This window comes from Vibrio hepatarius, from assembly GCF_018860525.1.
Taxonomy (GTDB): domain Bacteria; phylum Pseudomonadota; class Gammaproteobacteria; order Enterobacterales; family Vibrionaceae; genus Vibrio; species Vibrio hepatarius_B.
In genome coordinates, this window is record NZ_JAHKPM010000029.1 from 146,534 (window position 1) to 172,040 (window position 25,507).

Here is a 25,507-nt window from a genome sequence, read left to right on the forward strand (position 1 = left end):
TCCAGAAAGCCGTAATCTTTGTTTTTTGTTTTAGCCATGTATAGGTCAAATTGTGCAACCCAATAGTTTTAAATCTCGTTTTAGAGAGCTTTCTAAGCCGAGAAAAATGATACTTTTGAGTCTTCCTCTTGCTGCTGCATTGGTTATATCTGCAACGAATAATACCAGCCAGTACAAACGTACTATCCACCTTTCTTTACCCGAATCGAGCATCACAAGTAATCTGATGAATCAGACAGAAGTGATCGGTGATATACCAGATTATGAGTATGTCATTAAAAGAGGGGATAACTTGAGTACCATTTTCAACCAGTTGGGCTTTGGCTATACCGAACTGATGAAAGTAATGGAAACGGACCTTAACTATCTGGCACTAGACACTTTAAGACCAGGGAACACTTTGAGGTTCTGGCGAGATACAGATACCAAGCGTTTAGCTAAAATGGAATTGGAATTTAGTATTGTTGAGCGGGCGGTATACCGCTTGTTGGATGATGGAAGTTATGCGTTTAACACTGTCAAAATCCCTAGTATATGGAGAGAGCAAGCGTTAGTAGGAGAAATAGCGGGCAGTTTTTCTCAATCTCTACACCGTGTTGGTCTTGGGATTAATGAAAATGAACAGATTGTTACTTTACTCAAAGATAAGCTTAACTTCTCCCGTGACCTGCGTGCTGGTGATGTTTTCGAAGTGGTTCTGTCCAAGCAGTATGTTGGTGAGCAAGATACGGGTAATCGCGAATTGCAAGCAATAAAGGTTTATAATCGCGGCAGAGAGATAACAGCATATCTTCACTCTGACGGTCAGTACTATGATAAGAATGGCAACAGTTTACAGCGTGCTTTTCAACGTAAGCCAGTGGGTGGCAACTATCGATTAAGTTCTAATTTTAATCCTACACGCAAACATCCCGTTACTGGCCGTATTGCTCCTCATAATGGTACTGATTGGGCGACCCCTACGGGTACTCCAATTCAAGCTACAGGCGATGGAGTTGTTGTGATGACTCGCAAACATCCATATGCGGGTAACTATGTTGTTATTCAACACGGCAGTCGTTATAAGACTCGCTATCTTCACCTAAGTAAAATTTTAGTGAGTAAAGGTCAAAAAGTGTCACGTGGGCAACGAATAGGTCTTTCTGGTGCGACAGGGCGTGTTACGGGCCCACATATTCATTATGAGTTGATTGATCGCGGGCGAGCAGTAAATGCTATGACTGCAAACATTCCAATGGCGAGTTCAGTATCAAAGAATGAAATGGTGGCATTTAAAGCACGTCGAGATGAACTCGATACAATGCTGAGGCAACAAGAAATTCAGCTTGCAAGTAAAGCGGAGTCTGAAGAGTCAACCAGTTGAAGGTTTAATTAGTCACGTACATCATCATAGGATACGTGCTTTTAACCCTGCTCTATCTCTTTAAACGCACACATTACTAAATCAATGTGTGCGTTTTTTTATTGTCTCTAATAAACTTAATCTTGATACTTCATTTATTGCTTTGATGTATGCATTAATTACTCATAATTTGATGTAAATGAAGTTAATTTGTGCTTTAAATCATCACAAGTGGTGATTTTTCGCCTAGAATTATTGATTGAAACGACAATTAGGATATGTTTTATGAAAACATTGCAAACACTGCCGACAAAGTTGCTGATTTTTGGCGCACTTACCGTCATTATTGTAGGTTTTATTTCAATTGCTCTTCTCGCTAGTCAGTCAAATCAGAATGTGATTACAAGCCAAGAACAAGTTTCTAAGACCTATACGATAAAAGGCAAGATTGATAGCCTACTTGAGCAAATCCTAAATATTGAAACTGGTTTTCGTGGTTATATGCTAACGAAATCTCAGTCCTCATTATCGCCCTACAAGTTAGGAATTGAAAATATAAAAAAAGACATGCAGTACCTGACTGGAATTTTTGCCAACAATCCAACGGATGTCCAAACAAAAAGGTTAAATGAGATTAGGAACCTCTATGAGGAGTGGCTTAGTGTTGAAATCGATAAGGGCATCAAGCTGAGATCATCTGCGAGTGACTCTGAAGTTTTGAATTTCATTCAGCAAGAACGTAGGAAATATGTGGATGATATGCGAGTCATCTTTGAGCAAATTGATAGTGCTGAAGAAGCATTCTTACAGACACGTTACACGGCACTCAAATCTTCTCTTTCTTCGTCAGTGTTCAACGTGATTGTCTTGTCGATAATATCCTGTGTTGTGTCAGGTTTATTTTTGATGCTAATTAATAATTTACTGGCGAATAATATCAATGAAATGTCACACGCGATAAAGCAACTGGCTAAAGGTACACTCAAACCTTTAGTGTTGACACCGTCAAAGAATGAATTTTTCAAGATCAAACAGACTTACAATCAGTCTATTGAGCAACTCTCTCAGTTGATTAGAGAATTAACGGATTCTTCGGATAACACTAATGCGGCCTCTAGCCACTTAACTCAACTGATGCAAAATACGGCAGATAATACTCAGGATGTGCTTAATAGGGTAGAAGGTATATCAACGGCTATCAATGAGTTATCTAGTACTTCTAAAGAAGTGTCGTCCAATGCGGTACAAGCTGAGGATGAAACCAAGAAAGCGATCAGCAATGTGAAGGATGGTAACAAAGCCTTGGATAAATCAATTGTATTGACCCAGAACATTAACAAGTCAGTACAGGAAACGGCAGGCATGATTGAGGAATTAAAAAACAGTGCGGTTAATATTGGGGAAGTCACCAATGTTATCAGTTCTATTTCCGAACAGACTAATTTACTTGCCTTGAATGCCGCAATTGAAGCGGCTCGTGCAGGTGATCAGGGCCGTGGCTTTGCTGTTGTCGCTGATGAGGTTCGTCAGTTAGCGGGTAAGACACAAGAGTCGACACAAAATATTCAAGAGATCATTTCTAAACTTCAGGAGCAATCAGAAAAAGCGAATAATAATATGATTGCTAATGTTGCTTCTATACAAGAATCAGTAGATTTGTCTGATAATGTTAAGTCGTCTTTCGATGATATTGCTGGTTCAGTGGAAGCCATTTCTGGTATTAATACCCTTGTTGCTACTGCTTCTCAAGAGCAATACAGTGTGACTGAGGAGATCTCTCAAAGTACTGTAGCTATGTTTGACTTGGTCAATGAGAACGTTAGTGCAGTTGATCAAGCGAAGTCTTCAGCGACAGAACTTGCTTCACTGGCGGACAAACAAAATACAGAGCTTTCATTTTTTAAAGTTGAGCAAAATTAGAAAAAGCAAAAGCTAAATGTAATTTAGGGCTCATCAGCTGGTGGTTGTTGAGCTACTTACGTAGTGAAAAGCTCCATCTTAGTAAACAAATAACGTCTGCTTAGATGAAAAGTGCTCAATATCTATATCGAGATACCTATGAACGAGATTCAAACCATTTATTGGGCACTTTTACTGCGATAACAGTACCTTGACAGCATAAATCTCCGTCAGAAAAAAGCTCGCAGCTTAACATGACTTTACTGTCTTTTGCCTCAGATATAGAGGCGATCAATTTTACATCACTATCAATGGGCACGGGCTTTAAAAACGTTATGTCCAAGTTTCCTGTTGCAAACCACACGGTTTCACCCATGCCGATTTCTCTGCTTCGCATTTGGTAACCTTTGGCAATAGCAGTACATACACAATGACAGTCAATAATGGTTGAAATGATTCCGCCATTAAGAAAATGCAATGGGCCAGCACTATGATGTGGTTGGGGAGTAAAGCTGCAGACCGATTCGTTTTCGCCATTCCAGTAGCTATGAATTTTTAATCCTTGTTTATTCTGAGGCCCACACCCAAAGCAATGATTATTGGGTATCTGATCTTGAAACGAATTTTTTTGTTCCATTTTTTATTCCTCAGTGGTTAGTGCTATAAATTTCAGTTGTTTACTATCCACCCTAGTTAAGCATGTGTCATATATTCTTCAAGTTTAAAATACGATTTTGTGATGTTTTACCGTTGTCTTTCGCTATCTTTTAAGGTCAAAACAGTATATTTGTCCAGATGGTGTGCTGTATGTAGATGAGTCTTTTTATTTGGTTTTTTTGTTATGAAAGTGTTACTTAAATCAATAGAAGTTATCTCAAACTTTAGAGAATAAGTGTCACCAATAGTGAGATCTTAATATCATTTAATTGACGATATGAATGATTTTCTAAGTTTTGCATCTTATCTTTTGTGCGCTTTTTGAGCGCATAATTAAATAGGATGTAATTAAGATGAAAAATGGATATAAGCTTACTACGCTTGCCGTTGCAATTATGGCTTCAGCGTCGGCCTCAGCTAGTGTAGAACTAGCTCCGACTAACTTACCTTTTATTACTGATGTAAAAGGCAATATTGTTGAAGACTATTCACAACATCTCGCTAAACCTGCGGCTTTATTTTCAACAAACATGGTTATCCCCCCCTCGGAACAACGAGGAGATTGGTTCAATATGTCTGCTAACTACTCTAACTTACAAGGAGTTGGGGCTGATTATGTGTATGAATCAATGCTTCCACCACTCAAACCTCAACCAATCATTGTTGCAGTCCTTGACTCAGGTGTAGATATTGAACACGAAGATTTAAAAAATAAGCTTTGGACCAATGAAGACGAAATCCCGGGTAATGGTATAGATGATGACGGAAACGGCTATATTGACGATGTCCATGGCTGGAACTTTTTAGGTAATTCACTAGGATTAAATGTTGATCAAGATACCCTCGAAGTGACTCGTGAATACAAAAAGTATCTTGAAATGGTTAGCGCTCAAGAGTGGATTCCGCCTAAAGAGCTTGCATACTATAAAGGTGTTGAGGCCGATTATCTTGCGTCTGTTGCCAAGAACCAAGGCTTGCTTGAGAAAGTTACTATTGCTTTCGAGCAGGCGAGTCAGTTCAAAGTAGATATCCTTGAGTTGGTCGAACATAAAGACTTTACAGTGGATGGTTTACAAATATTGTTATCGCATTCGAATCCAGAGGTAGTCGAAGCTACAAAAGGTATTTTAGCAGTATTTGCATCATGGTATTCATTTGACTATTTGGAGTCGCGTAAAAATCGTTATCAGACTGCTCTCGATTATCATTACAATTTAGAGTTAGACACTCGTCAAGATATTGTAATGGATGATATCGATAATGCTTGGGAGAAGGGTTATGGGAATAATGATGTTAAAGGCCCAGTAGGATCACATGGTACACACGTATCCGGTATTATTGCAGCTGAACGCCGCAACGGTATTGGTATTGATGGCTTGGCTGAACATGCTCAGATCATGGCTGTTCGCATGGTACCAAATGGTGATGAAAGAGATAAAGATATTGCCAATGCGGTGCGTTACGCGGTAGATAATGGCGCAAAAATTATCAATATGAGCTTTGGTAAGAGCTATTCACCGCGTAAGTTTATTGTTGATCATGCATTCCGTTATGCAGCAAGGAAAGGTGTGCTTATCGTGCACTCTGCAGGCAATAGCCGCAATGATAACGATATCAAACCAAGCTTCCCTAACCGCTTTGCAAAACACCAATGGTCCAAGCCTATTTCAACTTGGATGGATGTAGGTGCTTCTGCGAAATATGCTGATGATTCTCTCGTTGCGAGTTTTAGTAATTATGGTCAGGAAACGGTAGATGTATTTGCTCCTGGTTACCGGGTTTTATCATCTACGCCAAATAATACATACTCTGCATATAGTGGTACTAGTATGGCAGCACCAGTGGTTTCTGGAGTGGCTGCAATGGTATGGTCACATTACCCTGATCTGTCAGCTGTTGAGCTTAAAGATCTGTTAATGAGCAAAGCTCGTATTTATCCAGAGCTATTGGTCAAAAACCCTACATCACCAGAAGATTTAGTTCCATTTACCACTTTGTCTATCTCTGGAGGCGTTGTTGACGCAGAAGCTATTTTTGCTGAGCTGCAAAGCCGTTAATTTTGTTGTTTATGAAGTGAAGGGGGCTACGTCATGTAGCCCCCTTCTTATTTTAACTATTTTCTAAATCAATGATTTTACATCGTATTGGAATAACCGACATAGCTGAGCCAGAAGATAAGCTGCGAACAAAATCTATTGCTTTGGTGATATCTTTGGTTTCAATTTTAAGTTGATTATCGATTCGTCCATCATCTGTCATATCGGTATCAACGACGCTTGGACATAAGCAACATACCTTTATGTTGTATGGTAGGAGCTCTTGATAAAGCGATTGGCTATAACTGACTATGGCTGATTTCGTGGCTGAATAAGCTGCAATTTTTGCTACAGGGGATAGTCCAGCAGTCGATCCTAGATTATATATTTCACCAAATTTTTGTTGCTGCATTTTTTGCGCTACAACATTACATATCACCATTGTTGAAGTCAGGTTAATATTGATCAACTCTGTGAGTTGGGTGAAAGAGAGTCCAATGTTACCAGCTTTAAGTATGCCAGCGCTGTTAACTAATACATCTATGTTATTAATATTTTCTAAAATTGGTAGTAGTGATGACTCTAAAAGTTCAGGGTATGAGAAGTCAATACTGTATACCTGTATTGATAGATCTGGAAACTCTCGATTTATTTCAGACCTGAGTTTGTTTAGGTTGTTTAGGCTATTGGCAATTAGCACTAAATGATACCCTTGTTGAGCAAAGTAGTGAGATATTGCCTTTCCGATCCCTCTACTTGCACCAGTGATTAATGCGGTTTTAGCCATAGTGTATACCCTCTGAATCTTAAGATTCTATGTTAGTTAACGGCTGGGTAAGGTTTCCAGCTTTAAATAAGTAGTAACTAGTTATAGTACACCTATAAGTTACAGGTTTTTTCTAAAAGGTGTAAGAGATATATAAGAGGTCCTATCAGATATTATGATTTATTGCTCGGTAACATAGGTATTACTTTTGTTCTACAATTAAATAATAACATTTTAATTAGACTGATAATTATATTTAATAATAAATGTTTTTATTATCTTAATTAGTCCATCGGTATTATAATTAATTTAACGGATTAAATGGTGATACTATGAAATTTTTAAAATATTTTATATGTTAATTTAACAATAAAGATTAATTAAACTTGTTAAATGAAAAATATATGCAATGGTTATAGTATTGAATAGGTTGACTAAGAAATGCTTCAGAGGTTATGCTGAGACAAACCTGTTGATTTTTTTGGTAAATATTCATTATGTGAATACACATGATCTTTTTTGTGAATTTCATTCGTCATACGAATTTCATTCAGAATGAAAATTATGTGAGAATGAACAAGAACATAGGATCACAAAAAATAAGATGCCAAAAAAAAATTTAATTATCATAATCCACTTGCTATCGATAGAAGATATTTATGACAAGTTGGCAATGAATAGCTCTTTAACTAAGCTAAGAGCATTGATTTTCCTACATAGTCGCATAGGCATTATGAAGTATTGATTATATTTATATTTTATTTTTAGTTTCATTAATTATTATTTTGCTTACAAATAAAATGAGTCTTAAATCCTTATTTTATGTTTCCATGTTATGGTTGTGGGTATTGATGCAGTAATGATTTTCAAGTTTTCTGAGTAATAAAAGTAAATACTTACCCTTTAGAGAAAGAAAAGTAGATATCATTAATAGAATATAAAAATGGAAAAGCTGATGAAAAATTCATTTTTGCTAAACCTAGGAAGGAGACGCACTATATATTGTTTAGGCGACAGTGTTACCCAGCCTAAGAAGCATATCTCCGATCTAGTAAACAAGGCGGTAAAGTTATCGCCTTCTGCGTTTAACTCCCAGAGTACACGTGTTGTGATATTGTTTGGTAACCACCACTGTAAACTTTGGGCATTAGTAAAACATGAACTGAGTAAATTACTAACGTTTGATGCTTTAGATACGAGTTTATCTAAAATAGATGCTTGTTGTTCTTCTGGGTTTGGGACGGTACTCTTTTTTGAAGATACTTCAGTGATTAAAAAACTGGAACAAATCTACCCTTTGTATGCTGAAAATTTTAAAAACTGGTCCGAGCAAGCTAATGGAATGGCACAGTTATCGGTTTGGACTGCGTTGGCGGCAGAAAATATAGGGGCATCTATACAACACTACAATCCAATAATTGATGAAGGTGTCTCACAAGAATGGCGGATTCCTAGCAACTGGAAACTGATAGCCCAGCTACCATTTGGCACCATAGAAAAGGATCCGGAAGATAAAACATTTATTACTGATGAAGAGCGCTGCATTATTTATGAGTAGGGCGCTCAAGGCCATCAGTACGTTTTGAACATTTTGTATATCCAGTTCCATCGTCCAATCAGTTTGCTTGGAAAAACATGCGCTAATAAATCTTTTGGAGTGCGTCCAAACTACAACTCATATGGTTCTAGGTGAATTGAAAGTTAGTTGAATTTTTTATATTGTACAATGAGTTAAGTAAAAATGCCGTTCACAAGCCATAATATGAACTACCTAAGACGAGTTGATCTTAATCATTTAGTGACCTTACAGGCGTTATTGTCTGAAAAGCATATTTCTCGTGCTGCAATTCGGCTGAGTAAAAGCCAACCCGCTGTAAGCCATTCTTTGGCTTATCTACGAAAAACATTTGATGATCCATTGTTGATCCGCCGGTCAGGTAAGCTGGAATTAACATCGAAAGCCGAAGAGCTTTTACAACCACTAGAGGAGGCGCTAGCTCAGTTGACAACTTTGTTTGCACCATTAGAGTTTTCTCCAAAAATAGCTAATCGTACATTTCGGATTGCTATGTCAGACTATGGTGCGAAAGTAGTTCTGCCTAATTTATTGTCTCAGATTCGTGCAATTGCCCCGAATATAAAATTTGTGGTTAGACAAGGTAGCAGAGACGCTATGATAGCAAGTGTGATAGATGGTGAATCTGATTTAGCATTTGGTGTTTTCCCTGATATCGGTGCTGAACTACAAACCGAAACACTTTTTCAAGAGGAGTTTATTTGTGTCGCTGATAAGTCGACGATCCCAGAGTGTGGTTATTTGAGTTTATCAGCTTGGTTATCTCGTTTTCATCTTCTCGTTGCACTTAAAGAGGGGACCGATAATGAAATTGATAGCTCACTTAGTAAAATTGGACATAAACGAAATATTAGTATGGTTCTTCCTCATTGGGGGATTGCTGGTGATTTAGTGAGAGGAACGGACCTAATACTAACAGTAGCAAAACGAGCTTTGAATGCATTTGAAAAGCAACCAGATCTGGTCACCTTTAGGCCACCATTTCATATTGATTCCTTTAACTTTGATGTTATTTGGCACAAAAGAAGGTCAACTGATCCTGCTCATATTTGGTTAAGGAAAATGATTTATCGCTCTCTTGCTACGAGGACCGATCAGAGTTAATAGTAAGATTGCATGAGCTGATGCCATTTTGTTATTGAGTGAAACTTGGTCTAAAGCTTAATTGCAATTTTAGCGTGATCTAGCTCTTTATTCGGAACTGATTTATGACACTTTTAATGCATGTAAGTGTCTACTGAATCATCATGTAATTACATTGCTTTAACATAGCTACCAAGATGAGGAGGGTAATTTGGGACATCCAATAACGATTACCGATCAGGTACCAGCACTTGCTGCATTATTTGATAGTGATTTTAGGCTCAATTTTCAGGCATTTATAGAACAAATCCAGTTGGCGAATAAGCCTCTATCACTGGCAACAATTCGCTTCATACTAGAACATGTAGATCTTACAGATGAAGAGATAAAATCGTTGGTGAGTTTTGATCAAGATAATTATTGCCGGAAGCGTTTATTTAAAAATAAACACTGTGAAATTTTGATATTAAGTTGGCTTAATGGTCAACGAAGCAAGATTCATGACCATTTGAATACTGCTTGTGGTGTACGTGTATTGCAGGGGGAAGCAACTGAAACCTTGTTTGAGACTGCGCCGAATGGCTATATTTATGCTTCTCAGTCATCGCATTATCCAAAGGGGAGCGTAACCGTAAGTCGAGACAATGATATTCATCAGATTTCTAATTTGCAGGCAGATGGTAAACCTCTTGTCACCTTGCATGTATATTCACCACCTTTGAGTCAGTTCCATTTATACCAGCTCGAAAAAGGTCAGCCTGAGCTTCTCGATTTGCAGCAAGATACTTGGTTTTACGAAATTTAGCTATTTTTCTTTAGAAGTCGAGAAAACCCTTGTTCTTTTAGGCTTTGTTCCATAATGGCGATGACTTTTCGGCTCGTATCTGCTCTGAGTATTGTCGAACTATCGTCCCCGCGAAGAATTAGCTCAGAGACATGAGTTGCTTCATATTCAAAACCACCTCCTAGTGGTGATTGAGATATGACAGTATGTTCTCCCTTGTAGATCACATCTATCTTAATTGGATTCCACCACTTATCATGAATAATAATCTTTATCTCAGGACCTTGTATGATGGCATGACGCTCTAAGTTTTGGGTAATTGAGGCTTTGATGTTACCACTGATTCCTTGATCGAAAAGGAACTCGGCAGTTTCATCTACCTCTGAATTTGGATTATCTTGCCAATACGTGACTTTCGGAAGAAAAATGCTAGAGCCAGTAAGGTGAGATAAGTCCGCGTATAACCAAAGTGGGTATACACCTACATCCAGAGTAGCTCCGCCACATAACTCGGGGTTGAATATTTGCTGCTCAATATCGAACGAGTGCCAGTTACCAAAAGCGGCCTCTATTGACGTTATTTTGATTTTGTTTTGCTTAATAAATTGGCGCAAACTCTGATAAGCGGGGAAAGTAACCGATTTCATAGCTTCCAATAGCAAAACACCTTTTTCAGAGGCTAGCTTTTGCATCTCATCCCAGTCACTTACTGTAGTGAAAGCAGGTTTTTCGACCAATACATGTTTGCAAGAACTTAAAAATAGTTTGACCATATCGTAGTGGAGAGGGTGAATAGTGGCGATATATACAGCGTCAACATTTGGATCGTTTGCTAACTCCTGATACGAACAATAGGCGTTTTCCACCTCATATTGGTGAGCAAAGGACTGAGTACGCTTTTCACTTCGTGAAGCGACTGCATATAGGTACCCATTTGGGACATGTTTTGTCAGATCGTTTGCAAATCGGTGGGCGATTTTTCCAAGCCCTGCGATGGCCCAGCGAACACGTTGCTCTACCATAATTGTTCCTTTATTGACTTTATGTTGGATATTAAATGACTAGTTGCATTAAGGTCAATAACTATAAATTACCTAGATATGATTATATAGATTGCATGTAAATTACAATAATTTAGCTGATAGAGACTAACTATTGATGGTACCATTAATAGTTTAATTTGCATTGATAGAATGGCATGGTGAACTATGTACGAGGGGAAACTAAGGCAGGTAACTTCTTCTCAAAAGAAGCAGTATGGAATGTTAATGACAGCAGCGTTTTTGCTGAAGTGGAAAGCTATTTCCCAAAGCAAGATTGTTGGTATTTACCGATTATTGGTGTTGACCCTGCTTATATGGCAAAAGGATTAGGATCTTTCCTTATGCGAGAAACGCTGAAGATTATTGATAGATCAGGTGAAGGTGCGTATTTAGAGTCATCTAACCCACGAAATGTTGATTTCTATAAAAATTTTGGTTTTAAGCCACTAGCCAGTATTCGTTTGGGAGGAAAGGAAGTGTCTACACCAATGTACAGAAAGCCGATTGCGTAGTTGGAAATCTATTGACAATGAGGCTTGAAGCCAGGTTGTGTCAAAGCGTTCTTCATTTTTTGATGTTAAAAATAAAATGATATAAATACTATTAAAATTAGATATGAACACCCTAACTGTCTTGACCTAAAATATATTGGCTGGTCGATATACCCGATGTTATGCTCACGGATGAAGTACCAACAAAACTAGCCCTTTAACCAACGATGATAAATTTTTCAATCCACTAGGCGGTATTATGCGTGGCGATAATCAACATGATATAGATAATTCTCATTCCCATCAGGAAAATACGCTCATGACCAATCGTCGATCTATAAATGTGTTAGGTGAATTGATAGAGTTTATTCGCCCTTATAGATGGAAAATATTTGCTGCCCTGTTTGCTTTAGTACTAACAGCATGTCTTACTTTGTCTGTTGGTCAAGGCCTTCGTTTGTTGATTGACCAAGGTTTTAAGCAGCAGTCAGGAGAGGCCCTTAATCGTGCTATTGGCTTTATTTTATTTATTACTCTTATGATTGCAATAGGTACATTTTTTCGTTTTTATCTAGTCTCTAGTGTCGGTGAGAGGGTCAGTGCTGATATTCGTCTTGCTGTTTTTAATCATGTTATTACTTTGCACCCCAGCTACTTTGAAACCAACGGAAGTGGTGACATTATGGCTAGAATCACTGCTGATACTACACTGTTGCAAAGTATTATCGGCTCATCATTATCCATGGCGATGCGCAGTGCATTAATGTGCTTTGGCGCTATCATTATGTTGTTTGCAACAAATATTAAACTCACTCTCATTGTACTGATAGCGGTGCCGATAATTATTGTACCTCTCTTAATTTATGGTCGGCGGGTTAGAAAGCTTTCTCGTCAAAGCCAGGACTCGGTAGCAGATGTTGGAAGTTATGCTGGAGAGGCGATAGAGCAAATTAAAACCGTTCAGAGCTACAGCCGGCAAGATTTGGAAATTGATGCTTTTGCAGTTGAAGTTGAAAAAGCCTTTGATATTGGTTGTCAAAGGGTTAAGCAAAGAGCCAGCCTCATTTCTGGTGTTATTTTAATCGTGTTCAGTGCGATTGCAGGTATGCTTTGGGTCGGAGGTAATGATGTCATCAATGGTACGATATCTGGTGGTGATTTGGGGGCGTTTGTTTTCTATTCCTTAATAGTTGCATCATCCTTAGCAACAATCTCTGAGGTTATGGGAGAGCTCCAAAGAGCGGTTGGTGCTAGTGAAAGGCTAATTGAGCTCCTTAAGGTAGAAAACCATATTATTTCGCCCAGTACCCCTCGCTTTGAAGTTAACTCCTTATGTACCGAGCTTCGGTTTGACGACGTAACGTTTTCTTATCCTTCGCGTCCAGATCAACCCGCAATCGATAGATTTTCATTGACGGTAAAGAAAGGTCAGGTAGTCGCTCTTGTCGGGCATTCTGGTGCTGGGAAAACGACATTATTTGAACTTTTGCAAAGATTCTATGATCCTAAAGAAGGAACTGTGACACTGGGCGGAGCGGATATTCGTGATATCGATCCTAGTGCTTTACGTGGAAAAATGGCGCTTGTTCCACAGCAACCAGCACTATTTAGTCGGGATGTTCTTTACAATATTCGTTATGGTAAGCCATCTGCAACAGATGAAGAGGTTATAGCAGCTGCTAAAAAGGCCCATGCTCACGACTTTATCCTTAAATTACCGCATGGTTATAATAGCTTTCTCGGTGAGAGAGGGGTTCGACTTTCTGGTGGGCAACGTCAGCGCATTGCTATTGCAAGAGCCATTCTTAAAGATCCAGATATATTATTACTTGATGAAGCCACGAGTGCATTGGATAGTGAGAGTGAGTATCATGTTCAACAAGCACTTGATGCATTGATGCACAATAGGACGACAGTCATTATTGCCCATCGCTTATCGACTATTCAACATGCAGATCAGATCGCTGTTTTAGAACACGGGCATTTGGTCGATACCGGTGATCATAAGCAATTGTTGACGCGCTGTGAGTTGTATCAGCGACTGGTTGATTTGCAGTTTACTGCAAGGAACGAATAGATAAAGTTTCTAAAGATTGGCGAGGTTTATCCCCTCGCCATTTACTACTTTATATTTTAAACATCCCCGGGTTGTTCTTGTGTCGCGTTCCAATTCATAAAGTTATATATATAGTAGCGTAGAATGCCTGCATATTCGTGTAATGCGAAATCAGTCACAGCAAAGTTGTACCACAGGGGCATTGCTGACATTCTCGCATCCATATAATCAGCTCTAACTGGGACCGTCTGAATACCGAAATGCTTAAAGTAGAGCTGGCTACGTTGCATATGCAAGCCGGAAGAGACAAGTACTATGGTCTCAGCTTGCTGTTGATTAAGAAGTACCGAAGTAAACTGAGCATTTTTCCACGTGTTGACACTGTCAGCCTCCAAAATAATGTCTTGTTTAGGAACATTAAGTCTTAGTAGTTCTTTTTGATATATCTCAGCTTCAGTTACCCCGTTGCCTTGGGCGTCGCCTCCACTAATGATGATTTTACATATTGAGTCTTTTTCAACACAAAGGTAGTACTGAGTAGCAGCTTCATGTATACGGCCATAAGAGAAAAACGTCGGTTCAAAACTTCCATCTTCTTGTATCAATTGAGTCCCAGATCCAAGTAAAACGATGGCATTGTTATATGACCAATGAACCTCTTTTTTTTCTTGATATTGAGCTTGTAAATTACCCAGTAAATAATTGGGGACAACACCTGTGCCTATGAATAAGAATAGAGTAACTAAGATTGACAATGAAATGTAAAGGCTTTTTCGCCATTTGAATGCCTTGGCTAAAAAAGAAAATAGCAGCAATAAAAGAAGTACAAGAAAACTCATAATTACCCTTCAACTTAATTAAAACTAATGATTTTACCGCCAGTATACGTGACTGGCGCTAGAAGAAATAGATATGTCTTTTTATGATGACATAAAAATAAATAATAAACCATCGCATATGATTTTATCAGTCAATCTCGATATAAAAAGGCAAGTTTTTTATAGAAAATAAATATCAGTTGCTTATAGAAAAATATGATTCTTGATTGATCCAAGTCAGTTTTTATATAACCAGTATGTCGCAGACTCATATTGTTTGATTTTTTTCGGAACGATTGCGCATTTAAAGTGGATTAATTGAGAGGCAGTCTCTTTCTCTTTGCAAAAAAATTCGCGATGAAATCAAAATTTTTGTGGCGTTCAGAGAAGAATATAAAGAGATAAAATATGGAAAGGGTATTGGTGATATTACTATCTATGTATACATCCTATGCAGCGGGAACTCTGTACTATGGTCCTGCTGATGGTGAAACCATTATTGATGTTTGCGATCCCAAGGGGTACCTATTTAAGATTGAAAAAGGGGTCTATGTACAAAGTACATCTCAAGATTATATTAAGAATATAACGAATTTATTAGATCAGATTAAAAGTACGCCAAGTGGTAGGGCGCTTTTACGTCAAGTATCACATTATCACCCATTACCATTACCCGGCCAATCTAGAGCCTTGCCTTACTCAAAATCTTCTGCACCCGAAAATGTATTAAAGAAAATCCATGTCGTTATAAATGAGGCAACCGGCAACAAAAACTTTGTCACTGAACCTTTAGTTACAGAATTGTCATATATTGGTCATCAATCAAATGGCCTTGGTGTGCCTGCACGTATTTATTTCAATCCGAAAACAGAAGTCGTGATTCCAGGAACGAGAGAAACGATTAAACCATCTGTCGCTTTAGGACATGAACTGGTTCATGCCCGAGACTACCTGTCTGGTGGATTACCTACAGGAATGCGTACCGTTTCGCATGTCGCACCTGTCGATGGGGTTGATGAACAAGGAATGGCTTTTACACAAGGTGAACGTATAGAGTTTCAGCTTGCACGTAAAGAATTTGAGGCAACAGGGCTTGCTTATCGCAATAAGGAATCTTTTGCTGAAATAAAAAAGCCCACAATTACTCGTCAGCGTTCGATTGAACGTCGTCAGAGCTATGGCGAACTCTGGTATCAAGCAAAAAAGCAAGGCATTGTATCGCGAGCTGAATATAAAGAAGTCAGAACAAATCTTGCGCTGCTTAAAAAGGAAAAGCCCGTTACAGAATATCACTTAGCCAAGGAATTAGGTGTGCCTAATCGAGATATGTACTGGCCTGGTCGAATGATACCTTACCAACATATTGATTCTCCTCACCTTGGTAGTAAGAGTACTTCTATGCTTCGTCGCAGACCGGGAAAAGTCAATGCCTTAGCTGAGCGGACTCATACCACAACTTCATATCTAGATAATTCCGACAAGCCACTAGTTGTTGTGAGCTCAAGTGTATTCTCAGACCACAATATGAGTCCCAAGATGAACCGAGATGCTAAGAATATTATTGATATCGCTCTTGCTACAGATAGCGATATTGTGGTTCTTGACGGAGATGAGTTTAGACATCTTTCTTATGGTAAAAAAAAGTATATTCGTGAATTGCAGTTAAAGGCGATTTCCAGTGCATCGAATAACTCAAATGTTGAGGTGAAATTTGTGTCAATCGCAGACAGTGAATTGATAGGAGAAGGGCTTGCTAGCTTTCGGCAAGCCAGCCATGTCGTTTTGTTTTCCCCCAATAATGAGGTGAGCTCAATTAAGTTAGCCCAATATATTTCTGGGCAAGGTACCTCACTTATGGTCAATCATACTGGAGAGCTTGCTTTACATGCTCGAATTCATCCTTTTCAATTAAAACAAGCTTGGGCTGACCTTGCATTACAACAAGATGTTACTCTCATCCCCGAAAAGCCGCTTCCTCGACTTAAAAAGTGTTGGAGTTTATAATGAGGCTTAGACACCGTTTTGTTTTTTTGCTCTCTATTGTCTTTTTTCCAACTCAAGCTACACAGAGGTGCGATATACTCAACAGCCAGCTTGAACAGGAAGAGGTTTGGCTATCTCGACTTGATATGGAATTCTCATCTAGCTTGCAAAATGCGCAGTCCCTTTCTGCTATTGAACAAATCCCAAGCCTAGTTTTTCCACAGAATAATAGCTTTACAGGAAATCAAGCATGGTCTGGTTTAGCCTCGGCCATCAAAGAGAATACTCAATCTAGGGGGACGGCATCTAATACAAGAAAAAATCAGTTTCAGCGTCTTGCACAGCGTACATTGAGTCGGCAATTACTCTATGGTGTTGCTGAAGGATTATCCGCAGGCCTAGACATTATTACTTTGATCCCTTGGTATGATAGATTGGTCAGAACAATGTGGGATGATTCAGCCACTGCGTTGGACAGGCTTGCTGTGACATTAGAGCCTATACCCTTTATAGGCTTTGCAGTCAGCTACTACGATACGTTATCTCATATGGATAGCCCCCAAAAGCGCATTGAGCAATTTGCCCAACTGGGTCACTATACTTATGCAAATGATAACCCAGAAGCCATAATCAATAGAGCGACAGCGGTTCATATCGATCAACAGTATCAACAGCTGAAAAACCACACTAACGAGCTGGCTAAAAGGATCATTAGTGTCCATATGCTGCATTACGATGCGACGTTTAGTGCAAAAGTTCTTGAGATCGAAAAGGTGCTCGATGAGACTTTCGCGAAAATGGACTCAGAGTACCTGCACCTTATGCTCAATCGCTATAATTCAACCGAGCACTTGACTCATCCTTTTGGTAATAGAGCTTGTATTAATCAACGAGAATTGCTGGAGGATAAATTACAAGCGAGTGAAAATATCAGTGTTAGGGAGCGCCAGAGTCTTAGAGAATGTGGCTACCAAGCTTTGATAGCTAATTTAATGGTAATTGGTGTCGGAAGAAGTCATTTAAATGAGGCGGCTAGAAGTGACTTTTTTTCTTACAAACAACAAATGGTAGACCAAGCTATTGAGCATATTTCAAGTTGGCGACAGACTATCATTGATATACAGAAAACCGCGATTGATACAGCAATTGAATCTGTTATTTCTAGTGACGATCTTATTCGTTATCAGCAAAACCTTTACCAACGAGGGAGAGATATTGCAATCAACAATTTTTCACTACAGATAATGCAGCGCCCTGCAACTGAGCGTGAACTTGAAACAGGACGTTTTTTAGTTGATGAAGGTGAATTGGTGTGTGGTCTCTATAGTTGTACAGTATATGAGGGCCGAGAAGTGTTGTTTGATGAGACTCAAGATCCGCTGCTTGTCAGATTGAATCAGCCTTTACTAAGACTTGATACTCAAGCGTACCTTTCACAACATTATCAGCATGCCTGGTCTGAGGCTGAATTGGATGAGCCCTACATCAACTTGTGGGCTCAGTGGCAACATAGAAATGAGGATCATTTTTATGCCTTACCTTATTTAGGTAACCCATCGCTGCAAGTGATAGAAAAAGACATGCCATTGCTTATTGATGTGCTTGAAAATATTCCAGAAACATTAACTGCGCAGCAAGCTTTACCATATATATATCGGTCGATGCGAGAAACCATTTCTACCATGGATTCGCATAAAGCGTGGGTGATGCTTGGTGATTTTGTTTTTCGTTTTCAGTATGAGCTACGCCAACAGCAAAGGTTGCACTTTTTACCTGTGCCTTGGCAGCAGAAAATTTGGCCTGAATCTACCTATGGGCCAATGTTTAACGCTTACTTAAGTAAGCCATACTGGTACTTATCGTCTCAATCTTGGGCACAAGTTTTACCTCTATATAATCAACGCTTCCCCGTTGACTGGTTCTTACAAATGGGTCGAGGTCATAAAACTTATCTCACCGAGTCTGTAAGCCGAGATGTTTATCTTAGTGACAAGTATTGGCAAGATGTCAGTGCTCAGCTTTATGCTGTATTAAATATGCCATCTATGCGTTGGCGCCCATTTGATCACCTGCTGTTAACTGATATATGGTCACAGGTGATAGAAAATGAAGCTTTAGTTGCTGCGAGCCAAGATTGGCAGCTGAAGCAGAGTAATTTTGGCAGCAGATAGGCAAAAAAAGGCAGCTCCTTTGCTATATAAGGAGCTTTGCAGTGTAATAACTGAAATATAATCTCAGGATTGCTTATGTTTGTCATCAACTTAACTTATCAGGTCCCTTTAGAAACAGTTGATTGTTTTATTTCACAACACATTGAATATCTTAACCTTCAGTATGAGCAAGGAAACTTTATCTTATCAGGACGAAAGGAACCTAGAACGGGTGGAGTCATAATTTCAACCTTGTCTGAGAAAGCTGATCTAAACAATATACTCACTCAGGATCCTTTTTATTACGAGGGCATTGACCACTATGAAGTCATAGAGATAATACCGACTAAAGCTTCAGCTGAGTTAGCATTTTTGATAACAGAATAGTGTATCGATATTGTTCATTAGCGAGAAGAACTCGTCTGTGTGTTTTTATGCACTTTTCTCTGCAAGTGCAATGCTTTAGCAATTTTGCTCTTATTACTGAGAGCTTTTGAACGCTCAGCTTTAAAGGGCTTTTTAGCCCATGTTGATTTATGTAACTTCTCTGTTTTTACAAATTGGCTTATGAGTAATTGATTGAATGCCAAAAGCGCATCGCCAAAGCTTTCTGCAGAAGTACTATCTTCCGATGCTTCTACTGCTTTCCTGTAAGCTTGCATTTGATCGAAAAACTCAGTTTCTGTAATTAAGGCTCGAGTTTCCTTTTGTGCTTCTTTTAGCAAAGTTTGGGCTTGATGGTGTAAAGCACTCTCGGGATCTGCCAGCTTAAAAAACATCTCCTGATAACTGCTTTTGTGTGACTGAATAAATTGTGCCCAAGGATTCTCCTGCGATGATAGATCTTTACCCGCATCTTTATACAGCTTATTGAATCTGACTAGGCTGTATATAAGGTCGTTAGAGTCGATATCTTCACCTACCACCTGTTGCTGGCGCTGTTGATATCGCAAGTTAGCATCGAGTGAAAACCCGGTACCCGTCTGAACACTACCGCTGGTACTGGTAACAATATCGCTTCCTACATAATAACGGGTAAACTGGCGTTGCTCTTGGTCATTAAATGCCAATTGTTTTGCATCGGGTTTGAACCAGCGTTTCTGTATAGTGACTAAGCCTGTCAAGTCGAGTTGTAATAAAGATCCTATATTTATGATGGAGTCAAGTTGATGGTTTACTAGTACTTCAGACAACTGCTGTTGTAACTTGGGAAGTTGGAGTAACTCTGTTAAATTCGAGTGAGCTGAGAGTGTAACATTCACATCTCGATACTCTCCGCACCTAACCCGACTTGGATGGATAAAATGTCGTTCGCGTTCATGAATCGTTAGGGTAATGGGGCCGACTTGTATGGTAGCCGTTTGGTTGATGTCTTTTTTGCTCTCCATAACATGCCGCTGAACTTTGGTGAGGTGGTTGAGTCGAGTAACTGAATATTTAAAGTCAATATCCTGAAGAGCCAGGCTGATACGATCGACCATGTGCTTAAAGCTGTTTTCTTCTTGGTTTGAAGGTGGGCTCAGTTCTTTAGCTGAGAGATTAAGCCATGCATGACACAAATGGAAGAACTGCAATTGCTGATGGCGGCCAATATTGCCGTACTTATCTTCTAACCTATGTTTATTGCATTCATGAGAAGCGTTCCATTGGCTTGCTGATTTTATATGATCGTGTTTCTTGACGGTATCAGAATATTCAATAATATCTTTCTCTAACTGCTCGGAAAACGCTATCCATTCCTTATATTTATTAATACTTGGTAAAAATGTGTTAAGAAAAGGCGCAAGGTTAGTTAGATCTTTTTGGTTTTTAATATGCTGAGTAAGATCTTCGTATACAGTTTCTACTGTTTTTTCTTTGCTTTTAGATGTTTGGAGTGCTGCTTGAGCACCGAGTGTATAACGTGGGCTGACACTAAACTTTGCTGTTGCACTTATTTCAGCATCAGAAGTATGTCTATTCTTGACACCATGTTTGTAAATTTTATTTTGATCAGGCTGCATCGTCTGATAAATTTGGTCAAATCTTTTACTGTCTATGTTGGCAATATGCTCAGATAGTAGAGGGGCCATAGTGGTTTTGGCATTAAGGACTTTTTGTTTTTGTTGCATCAGCTTAGGCGATGATTTTTTGGCAAGATATTGACTTAATTCTTTGTGATTAGTGAATTTTTTATATTTAGTTTGAGTTGCAGATAATTGGGTTTGAGCTCCCGCACCCAGTTCAACATGATCACTTATTTTAAAAGAAAGTCCTGTCCATAACCTTGCCATAATACGTCTAACGCTATTAATTCTCACTGAGCCTTCGTCATTATTGTCAAAGCGTCTACCCGACTCGATACCAAACGTTTTACTAAGTACTTTTGCACCGCTTGCATCAATATTACCAGTGATATTTAGGCCTGTTGTTGTTTGTTGCCTTGCGCCCACTTTGCTGAGATAGGCTGTATCTTGCATGTATTGTTCAGCTCGTAACTCATGCTCTGTTTCTAACTTTTCTATTTGATTTAAGCGCCCCAATTCTTTATTTATGACGCGGGCGTCTTTTAAACTGATGTCATTACTAATAACTATACGCTTACCTTCTTGGCCCAGTTTAAGACTACTTACATGACATGAAATGTCTCTTTTTAACTCGGCTAGTTTGATTTTATTAGCGTCGTTTTTTCTATGCGTAATGCGTGCGATAGACTGAGCGAAATTTGGCAGCTTATATGATTGCACATGCTCGCTGATAGCGCTAAAGGTTAGGAAATGAGTATCAATTTTCTGCATCTTCAAAATTGGTGTCATAAATAGTTGGCATGTAAAGTAAACCCCTAATATTGCGTTTTTATGAACTTACTAGCGTATGTGTGTTTTTTGTACGCTATAGATTTGCTTTGTGCAAACCTCACACTTTTAAATTATGGCAAAGGATCACAAGCTTGTAACAATTAAGAACCTAAACGTTACTTCTGTAGCATGTTATTTGGTTAGCGTGAGTCAGCGATTTTTAATGTTAATTAGTAAAACTGCTGTGGGATTTGTAGGTTTTGCTTTCACAAAAGTTGTGTTGTTATGCATTATAAGGTTGAGTATTATCATAAAATTTAGACTCCAGTGGAGCCTAAATTCTTATGATTTAGGTCGGTTCTTCGATTTGGAAGATAGACTCTTACCGTATAGGCAAATAAATTTCTGTGAGTAGATCACACTCATCCACTTGATGGCTAAAGTTTATATACCGAAAGAAGCACGGAAAATCCCGTAAACTGACTCCACTTTGAGGAAGCCACTTTTGATATAAGTATTCTATCGTTTCATTCATATGGCTATGGCTTCCCTTATGAATTGCAACCGCGCATCTACCACCAGGAATTACTCCAGATTTTACCCCATATTCATTTTCTGGTATTTCCCCTTGATAAGAACCGCAAATATCAAACTGGAACTCTTCATCTAGTGTGATACTTGGATCAGAGTGCGGGATACCAAATGTGTCGTGTGTTTTTATTGGCGATAATCCTGTCGATTTTCGCCACTGTATAAACGTTGAGACGGTTTCATAAATCAGCTTTTCAGAGCCGATATGTTCAATTAAAGCAACTTGGGTTTGTTTGAAATCAATGATGTTTACATCCATTACTTTATCTCCAACTTTTGGGGGATGATAGTCATACCGTGAGTGCCAACCACGCCACTCAGGTTGATTTCTAAATTGAGAGGGGGACTGACCAAATATTCTCGAAAAAGCACGAGAAAATGCCTCTAGGCTTTCAAAGTGCGCTTCAAATGCAATATCAGTAATACTTACTTCATGTTCGAATGCTAAACGAAATGACGCTCTTTTCATGCGAGCCAATAATACATATTGGGTAGCACTTATTCCCAAAGACGACTTGAATATCCGGTGAAAATGGTATTTGGAACTTGCTGCCAGTGCGCTGAGTTGTTCTAGTGTGAACTCATCATCTAAATTGTGATCAATAAAGTCGCATACTTTTTTGATATGCTGCTCACGGCGTTTGGTCGTTGTCATTCTTTGCTTATTCCCAATTCAGAAGTCGCATTAATAGTAATTAAGATGATTTATGGTTGCTTGATTGAGATTGCTTAATAGAATTGGTGGGATGACTCGTGGGCACTTATGCCCACTTAATAGAATTGGGTAACTCTTGTTTAAGTGCATATATGTGCCTGATTAACTGACCTTCATGCATAGTTTCATGCTCAAGTAAATGGACGAGTAAATCGTGTCTTTCTGGTGTCCAGTCATGAACTTTGTTTATTTCATTATTGAATGCCTCTTCTGAAGAGTGCAATTTAGCTATAATGTTTGACGGATTATCGGTTTCTTCTAGAGAGCAAGAAAATCCATCCCATTTTCCTAAGCTCAGGGCTCGTGAATAACTCTCTCTTGCGCCGACAATACACCACATATGTTCGCTAACAGATTTACTTTTGACTATATCGAGTTGTGAAGTCAGTAGCGAAGGCTCAAGTGATTCTACTAGGTCTAGCAGGGATTCAAAACGCTGTCGAATATTCTTTAATATAGTATTTCTCAATGTATGTACTCCCTGCGTCATGTTCAGAATGTTGAAATCGAGAAGGTGCATAACAATAAAGTGTTGGCCACTATATCATATCGGAAATGGTGAATGGGATGTTAGCATTAAAACGACAGCGATAAATGCGACTAGCTGAGTATTGGTGTGACAAGCCTAACGATTCTGAGAGTCAGTTGACACGAGCTTTTGCTGGTTTGAGGTAATCTAAACGTAATTGTTTAAAGAGACTTTTTTCATGTCAAAAAAATCAAAGCTGCATAACGAAGATAAACTAGTAAAAAAAGCGTTAGAAATTGGGGGGAAGATGGCCAATATGCAAGGCTTCGATTTACCGCAGTCACCACAGCCTTTAAAGGTTAAAGCTATTTATTTATTTTTGGTTGATGCTAAACAAATCACGCCACTACCCGATAGTAAGCTTGATGGTACAAGCATTAAACACAGACTTGCACTTTGGATTCACAGCGTATTACCGGATGATGATCCATTAAAATAGTACTTTACCCAGTACCTCAGTAGTAAAGGCGAGCTTATTGTTTGTGGTTCGCTTCTGCCTGAGAAGTTAACACGAATATCTGTTGTAAATTTTGAGTGACTTCAGAAACTATAAGAAATATTTAGCCAAAATGTGGGTGTGGTGATACGGCTATCTGATTGTGGTGGTCCTCCAATTGCTCGCCATGCTGCTGCGGTATCTATATTTAATTTTTTGTATGTGGCTCGTAGACCCAATCCGATACCTCCTATGGTTCGGTCGTTATCTTGTGTTGTCCAGGCCGTGTGATTAGTTTTGATATGACCATAATCATAAAATATATATGGATTAATGTTATTTTTGTAGATGTAGCGTAGTTCTATTTGTCCTAACATTCCTTCGTCACCATAAGACTCACCTGCTGGATAAGCGCGTACAGCACTGGGACCGCCCAGACCAAAATCTTCTGAAGAGTCTAGGTTCTCAAAGGCCTTTTGCCCTACTATGCGAGTAAAGAGACTGAGTTTTTGGGTCGGGAGAGTTTGTAAACGTCGAATATCCCAATTGATTTTATCAAACACACCTTGAGTATGTGCTGTTAAGTTATCAATGGTGTATAAATTGTCATCCAAATCAAGTAACCCATGGGTCCAAGATAACGATCCGTATGTTACCCCTCCTCCCCAGAGAGTATCTCTATAATCAAAGTTCAATGCTGTTGTGATAGTGTCGCTTGATTTTTTCGCTTTTGTAGAGGTGATTCTTTGTTCATCTACTAGCCACTTTCGTTGGTAGGTTGTGAAAAGTGAAAGGTTTTTTTGTTGAGAGCGAATTAAAGGATAACTTAATCCAGTACTTATTATATCTGCGGTGCCATGAGCATCAAGACTGCTGAACTCTTTACCCAATTGATAGTCCGTATGTTGGAACCCCATATTACCACGCAGCCCTGAATGAAGAATTGGTAAGCTGTACGATACTGAGCCAAACCACATTTTTTCTTCTGTGTATATTATTGTCGTGTCGAATTTATCGCCAAAAGTTAAAGGGCTGTTTAAATAACCTTTTACCTCAACACGTCCGCTACCGGTATAGCGATTTCCATGGTTGTCTATACGTACGCTTCCACCATGGGGTGTTTCCGGACTCATATTGACGATAAGATCGCCTGAGCCAATCTTATCTCCAGGGCGGATAACGGGTGTAACTTTGTAACCTGGCTGATCGTCTAGAATAAGGCAGATATTTTCAAGCTCGGAACCTTTTATTATATTTCCTGACTTTAGTAGAGACAGGTACTGCTGGGCGGCTTCTATATAATTTGTGTTGATTTCATTATTTGATATGAATATATCACCGTAGCGGCCCTCAATAATTTTTATTTGCAATTTACCATCTGTTAAGGTCTGTGCAGGGATGACTGCGCGAGTGAAAGGGTAGTCGTGTGCGTGATAGAAAGCCGTAATTGTATCGGCAAGGTTATGTATAGCAGAAAAATCTAACGTTTTCCCTTTAATATCTAAAAGTGATAATAGTTCTTCATCTGAAAAAATGGAATTACCGCTTACCACAATAGTTTTTATTTGAACTACTGTACCACCTGGGGCGGTAATTTCTTGTTTCACTGGTTCTGTAATTGATTGCATTAACCTCGTTTTGGGAAAAAAAGATGATTTGTTGAGTTCTTGGATTGTGTGCCCAGAATCAGGCTTTTGTTGTGCCGCTACAGAAATAGTAATGATGCCTGTAAAGCTGATAACTGCAATGTGATAAAATAAATTTCTGTGACACAA

20 protein-coding genes are annotated in these 25,507 nt (G+C 38.9%); 12 read left to right on the forward strand and 8 right to left on the reverse strand.

The window, feature by feature from the left end; all coding sequences use genetic code 11:
* The first annotated feature begins 106 nt into the window (after positions 1-106).
* On the forward strand, positions 107-1,363 hold the full coding sequence (locus KO511_RS08510) for a peptidoglycan DD-metalloendopeptidase family protein (RefSeq protein ID WP_215987052.1): 1,257 nt from the start codon (positions 107-109) through the stop codon (positions 1,361-1,363).
* A 264-nt stretch (positions 1,364-1,627) separates the two neighbouring features.
* Complete coding sequence (locus KO511_RS08515) at positions 1,628-3,262, forward strand: methyl-accepting chemotaxis protein (protein WP_215987014.1); 1,635 nt, start codon at positions 1,628-1,630, stop codon at positions 3,260-3,262.
* Positions 3,263-3,398: 136 nt separating this feature from the next.
* On the opposite strand, the gene KO511_RS08520 is transcribed toward KO511_RS08515, so the two are convergent.
* Positions 3,399-3,878 carry a PaaI family thioesterase gene (locus tag KO511_RS08520; protein WP_215987015.1) on the reverse strand — a complete coding sequence of 160 codons (480 nt, stop codon included), beginning with the start codon at positions 3,876-3,878 and terminating at the stop codon, positions 3,399-3,401.
* Positions 3,879-4,251: 373 nt separating this feature from the next.
* On the opposite strand from KO511_RS08520, the gene KO511_RS08525 reads away from it, so the two are divergent.
* Positions 4,252-5,955: a S8 family peptidase gene (locus tag KO511_RS08525; protein WP_215987016.1), complete on the forward strand. Its 1,704-nt coding sequence runs from the start codon at positions 4,252-4,254 to the stop codon at positions 5,953-5,955.
* 52 nt (positions 5,956-6,007) lie between these two features.
* On the opposite strand, the gene KO511_RS08530 is transcribed toward KO511_RS08525, so the two are convergent.
* Complete coding sequence (locus tag KO511_RS08530; RefSeq protein ID WP_125322133.1) at positions 6,008-6,721, reverse strand: SDR family NAD(P)-dependent oxidoreductase; 714 nt, start codon at positions 6,719-6,721, stop codon at positions 6,008-6,010.
* Between the two features lie 934 nt (positions 6,722-7,655).
* Between KO511_RS08530 and KO511_RS08535 the strand changes: the two genes are divergently transcribed.
* The 3 genes from KO511_RS08535 (at position 7,656) to KO511_RS08545 (ending at position 10,164) form a co-directional block, all read left to right on the forward strand.
* Positions 7,656-8,258 (forward strand): nitroreductase family protein, encoded by a 603-nt coding sequence (locus KO511_RS08535; protein ID WP_215987017.1) that lies wholly within the window; start codon positions 7,656-7,658, stop codon positions 8,256-8,258.
* A 183-nt stretch (positions 8,259-8,441) separates the two neighbouring features.
* Positions 8,442-9,380, forward strand: a complete 939-nt coding sequence (locus KO511_RS08540; RefSeq protein WP_215987018.1) for a LysR family transcriptional regulator — start codon at positions 8,442-8,444, stop codon at positions 9,378-9,380.
* 190 nt (positions 9,381-9,570) lie between these two features.
* Complete coding sequence (locus KO511_RS08545) at positions 9,571-10,164, forward strand: cysteine dioxygenase (RefSeq protein WP_215987019.1); 594 nt, start codon at positions 9,571-9,573, stop codon at positions 10,162-10,164.
* On the opposite strand, the gene KO511_RS08550 is transcribed toward KO511_RS08545, so the two are convergent.
* Complete coding sequence (locus KO511_RS08550) at positions 10,161-11,165, reverse strand: Gfo/Idh/MocA family protein (RefSeq protein WP_215987020.1); 1,005 nt, start codon at positions 11,163-11,165, stop codon at positions 10,161-10,163. The two genes, KO511_RS08545 and KO511_RS08550, sit on opposite strands and share 4 nt — an antisense overlap.
* 176 nt (positions 11,166-11,341) lie before the next feature.
* On the opposite strand from KO511_RS08550, the gene KO511_RS08555 reads away from it, so the two are divergent.
* Positions 11,342-11,698 carry a GNAT family N-acetyltransferase gene (locus KO511_RS08555; RefSeq protein ID WP_215987021.1) on the forward strand — a complete coding sequence of 119 codons (357 nt, stop codon included), beginning with the start codon at positions 11,342-11,344 and terminating at the stop codon, positions 11,696-11,698.
* A 298-nt stretch (positions 11,699-11,996) separates the two neighbouring features.
* Positions 11,997-13,754 carry an ABC transporter transmembrane domain-containing protein gene (locus tag KO511_RS08560; protein ID WP_252724299.1) on the forward strand — a complete coding sequence of 586 codons (1,758 nt, stop codon included), beginning with the start codon at positions 11,997-11,999 and terminating at the stop codon, positions 13,752-13,754.
* Between the two features lie 56 nt (positions 13,755-13,810).
* On the opposite strand, the gene KO511_RS08565 is transcribed toward KO511_RS08560, so the two are convergent.
* Positions 13,811-14,572, reverse strand: coding sequence for a YdcF family protein (locus KO511_RS08565; RefSeq protein ID WP_215987023.1), 762 nt, complete (start codon positions 14,570-14,572; stop codon positions 13,811-13,813).
* A 387-nt stretch (positions 14,573-14,959) separates the two neighbouring features.
* Here KO511_RS08565 and KO511_RS08570 point away from each other — a divergent pair, with 387 nt between their 5' ends.
* The 3 genes from KO511_RS08570 (at position 14,960) to KO511_RS08580 (ending at position 19,071) form a co-directional block, all read left to right on the forward strand.
* Positions 14,960-16,555 carry a M91 family zinc metallopeptidase gene (locus KO511_RS08570; RefSeq protein WP_215987024.1) on the forward strand — a complete coding sequence of 532 codons (1,596 nt, stop codon included), beginning with the start codon at positions 14,960-14,962 and terminating at the stop codon, positions 16,553-16,555.
* Entirely contained in the window at positions 16,555-18,705 is a 2,151-nt protein-coding gene (locus KO511_RS08575; protein ID WP_215987025.1) for a hypothetical protein, read from the forward strand. The genes KO511_RS08570 and KO511_RS08575 overlap by 1 nt, the downstream gene beginning before the upstream one ends.
* A gap of 75 nt (positions 18,706-18,780) precedes the next feature.
* The gene (locus KO511_RS08580; protein ID WP_215987026.1) at positions 18,781-19,071 is read left to right on the forward strand and encodes a YciI family protein; all 291 of its coding nucleotides are present in this window, start codon (positions 18,781-18,783) and stop codon (positions 19,069-19,071) included.
* A 17-nt stretch (positions 19,072-19,088) separates the two neighbouring features.
* On the opposite strand, the gene KO511_RS08585 is transcribed toward KO511_RS08580, so the two are convergent.
* The 3 genes from KO511_RS08585 to KO511_RS08595 form a co-directional block, all read right to left on the reverse strand.
* A complete protein-coding gene (locus KO511_RS08585) occupies positions 19,089-21,479 on the reverse strand; it encodes a hypothetical protein (protein ID WP_215987027.1) in 2,391 nt (796 codons plus the stop codon).
* A 364-nt stretch (positions 21,480-21,843) separates the two neighbouring features.
* Positions 21,844-22,707, reverse strand: coding sequence for an AraC family transcriptional regulator (locus KO511_RS08590; RefSeq protein ID WP_215987028.1), 864 nt, complete (start codon positions 22,705-22,707; stop codon positions 21,844-21,846).
* A 106-nt stretch (positions 22,708-22,813) separates the two neighbouring features.
* The gene (locus tag KO511_RS08595) at positions 22,814-23,236 is read right to left on the reverse strand and encodes a hypothetical protein (RefSeq protein WP_215987029.1); all 423 of its coding nucleotides are present in this window, start codon (positions 23,234-23,236) and stop codon (positions 22,814-22,816) included.
* A gap of 238 nt (positions 23,237-23,474) precedes the next feature.
* Between KO511_RS08595 and KO511_RS08600 the strand changes: the two genes are divergently transcribed.
* Positions 23,475-23,735, forward strand: coding sequence for a DUF5062 family protein (locus tag KO511_RS08600; RefSeq protein ID WP_125322921.1), 261 nt, complete (start codon positions 23,475-23,477; stop codon positions 23,733-23,735).
* 101 nt (positions 23,736-23,836) lie between these two features.
* Here KO511_RS08600 and KO511_RS08605 read toward each other — a convergent pair whose 3' ends face one another.
* Positions 23,837-25,507, reverse strand: a complete 1,671-nt coding sequence (locus KO511_RS08605) for a ShlB/FhaC/HecB family hemolysin secretion/activation protein (protein WP_215987030.1) — start codon at positions 25,505-25,507, stop codon at positions 23,837-23,839.

Coding starts and splice junctions, on each gene's coding strand:
- KO511_RS08510 (WP_215987052.1), top strand. CDS start 107: ATGATACTTTTGAGTCTTCCTCTTGCTGCTGCATTGGTTATATCTGCA.
- KO511_RS08515 (WP_215987014.1), top strand. CDS start 1,628: ATGAAAACATTGCAAACACTGCCGACAAAGTTGCTGATTTTTGGCGCA.
- KO511_RS08520 (WP_215987015.1), bottom strand. CDS start 3,878: ATGGAACAAAAAAATTCGTTTCAAGATCAGATACCCAATAATCATTGC.
- KO511_RS08525 (WP_215987016.1), top strand. CDS start 4,252: ATGAAAAATGGATATAAGCTTACTACGCTTGCCGTTGCAATTATGGCT.
- KO511_RS08530 (WP_125322133.1), bottom strand. CDS start 6,721: ATGGCTAAAACCGCATTAATCACTGGTGCAAGTAGAGGGATCGGAAAG.
- KO511_RS08535 (WP_215987017.1), top strand. CDS start 7,656: ATGAAAAATTCATTTTTGCTAAACCTAGGAAGGAGACGCACTATATAT.
- KO511_RS08540 (WP_215987018.1), top strand. CDS start 8,442: ATGCCGTTCACAAGCCATAATATGAACTACCTAAGACGAGTTGATCTT.
- KO511_RS08550 (WP_215987020.1), bottom strand. CDS start 11,165: ATGGTAGAGCAACGTGTTCGCTGGGCCATCGCAGGGCTTGGAAAAATC.
- KO511_RS08555 (WP_215987021.1), top strand. CDS start 11,342: ATGGTGAACTATGTACGAGGGGAAACTAAGGCAGGTAACTTCTTCTCA.
- KO511_RS08560 (WP_252724299.1), top strand. CDS start 11,997: ATGACCAATCGTCGATCTATAAATGTGTTAGGTGAATTGATAGAGTTT.
- KO511_RS08565 (WP_215987023.1), bottom strand. CDS start 14,572: ATGAGTTTTCTTGTACTTCTTTTATTGCTGCTATTTTCTTTTTTAGCC.
- KO511_RS08570 (WP_215987024.1), top strand. CDS start 14,960: ATGGAAAGGGTATTGGTGATATTACTATCTATGTATACATCCTATGCA.
- KO511_RS08575 (WP_215987025.1), top strand. CDS start 16,555: ATGAGGCTTAGACACCGTTTTGTTTTTTTGCTCTCTATTGTCTTTTTT.
- KO511_RS08580 (WP_215987026.1), top strand. CDS start 18,781: ATGTTTGTCATCAACTTAACTTATCAGGTCCCTTTAGAAACAGTTGAT.
- KO511_RS08585 (WP_215987027.1), bottom strand. CDS start 21,479: ATGACACCAATTTTGAAGATGCAGAAAATTGATACTCATTTCCTAACC.
- KO511_RS08590 (WP_215987028.1), bottom strand. CDS start 22,707: ATGACAACGACCAAACGCCGTGAGCAGCATATCAAAAAAGTATGCGAC.
- KO511_RS08600 (WP_125322921.1), top strand. CDS start 23,475: ATGTCAAAAAAATCAAAGCTGCATAACGAAGATAAACTAGTAAAAAAA.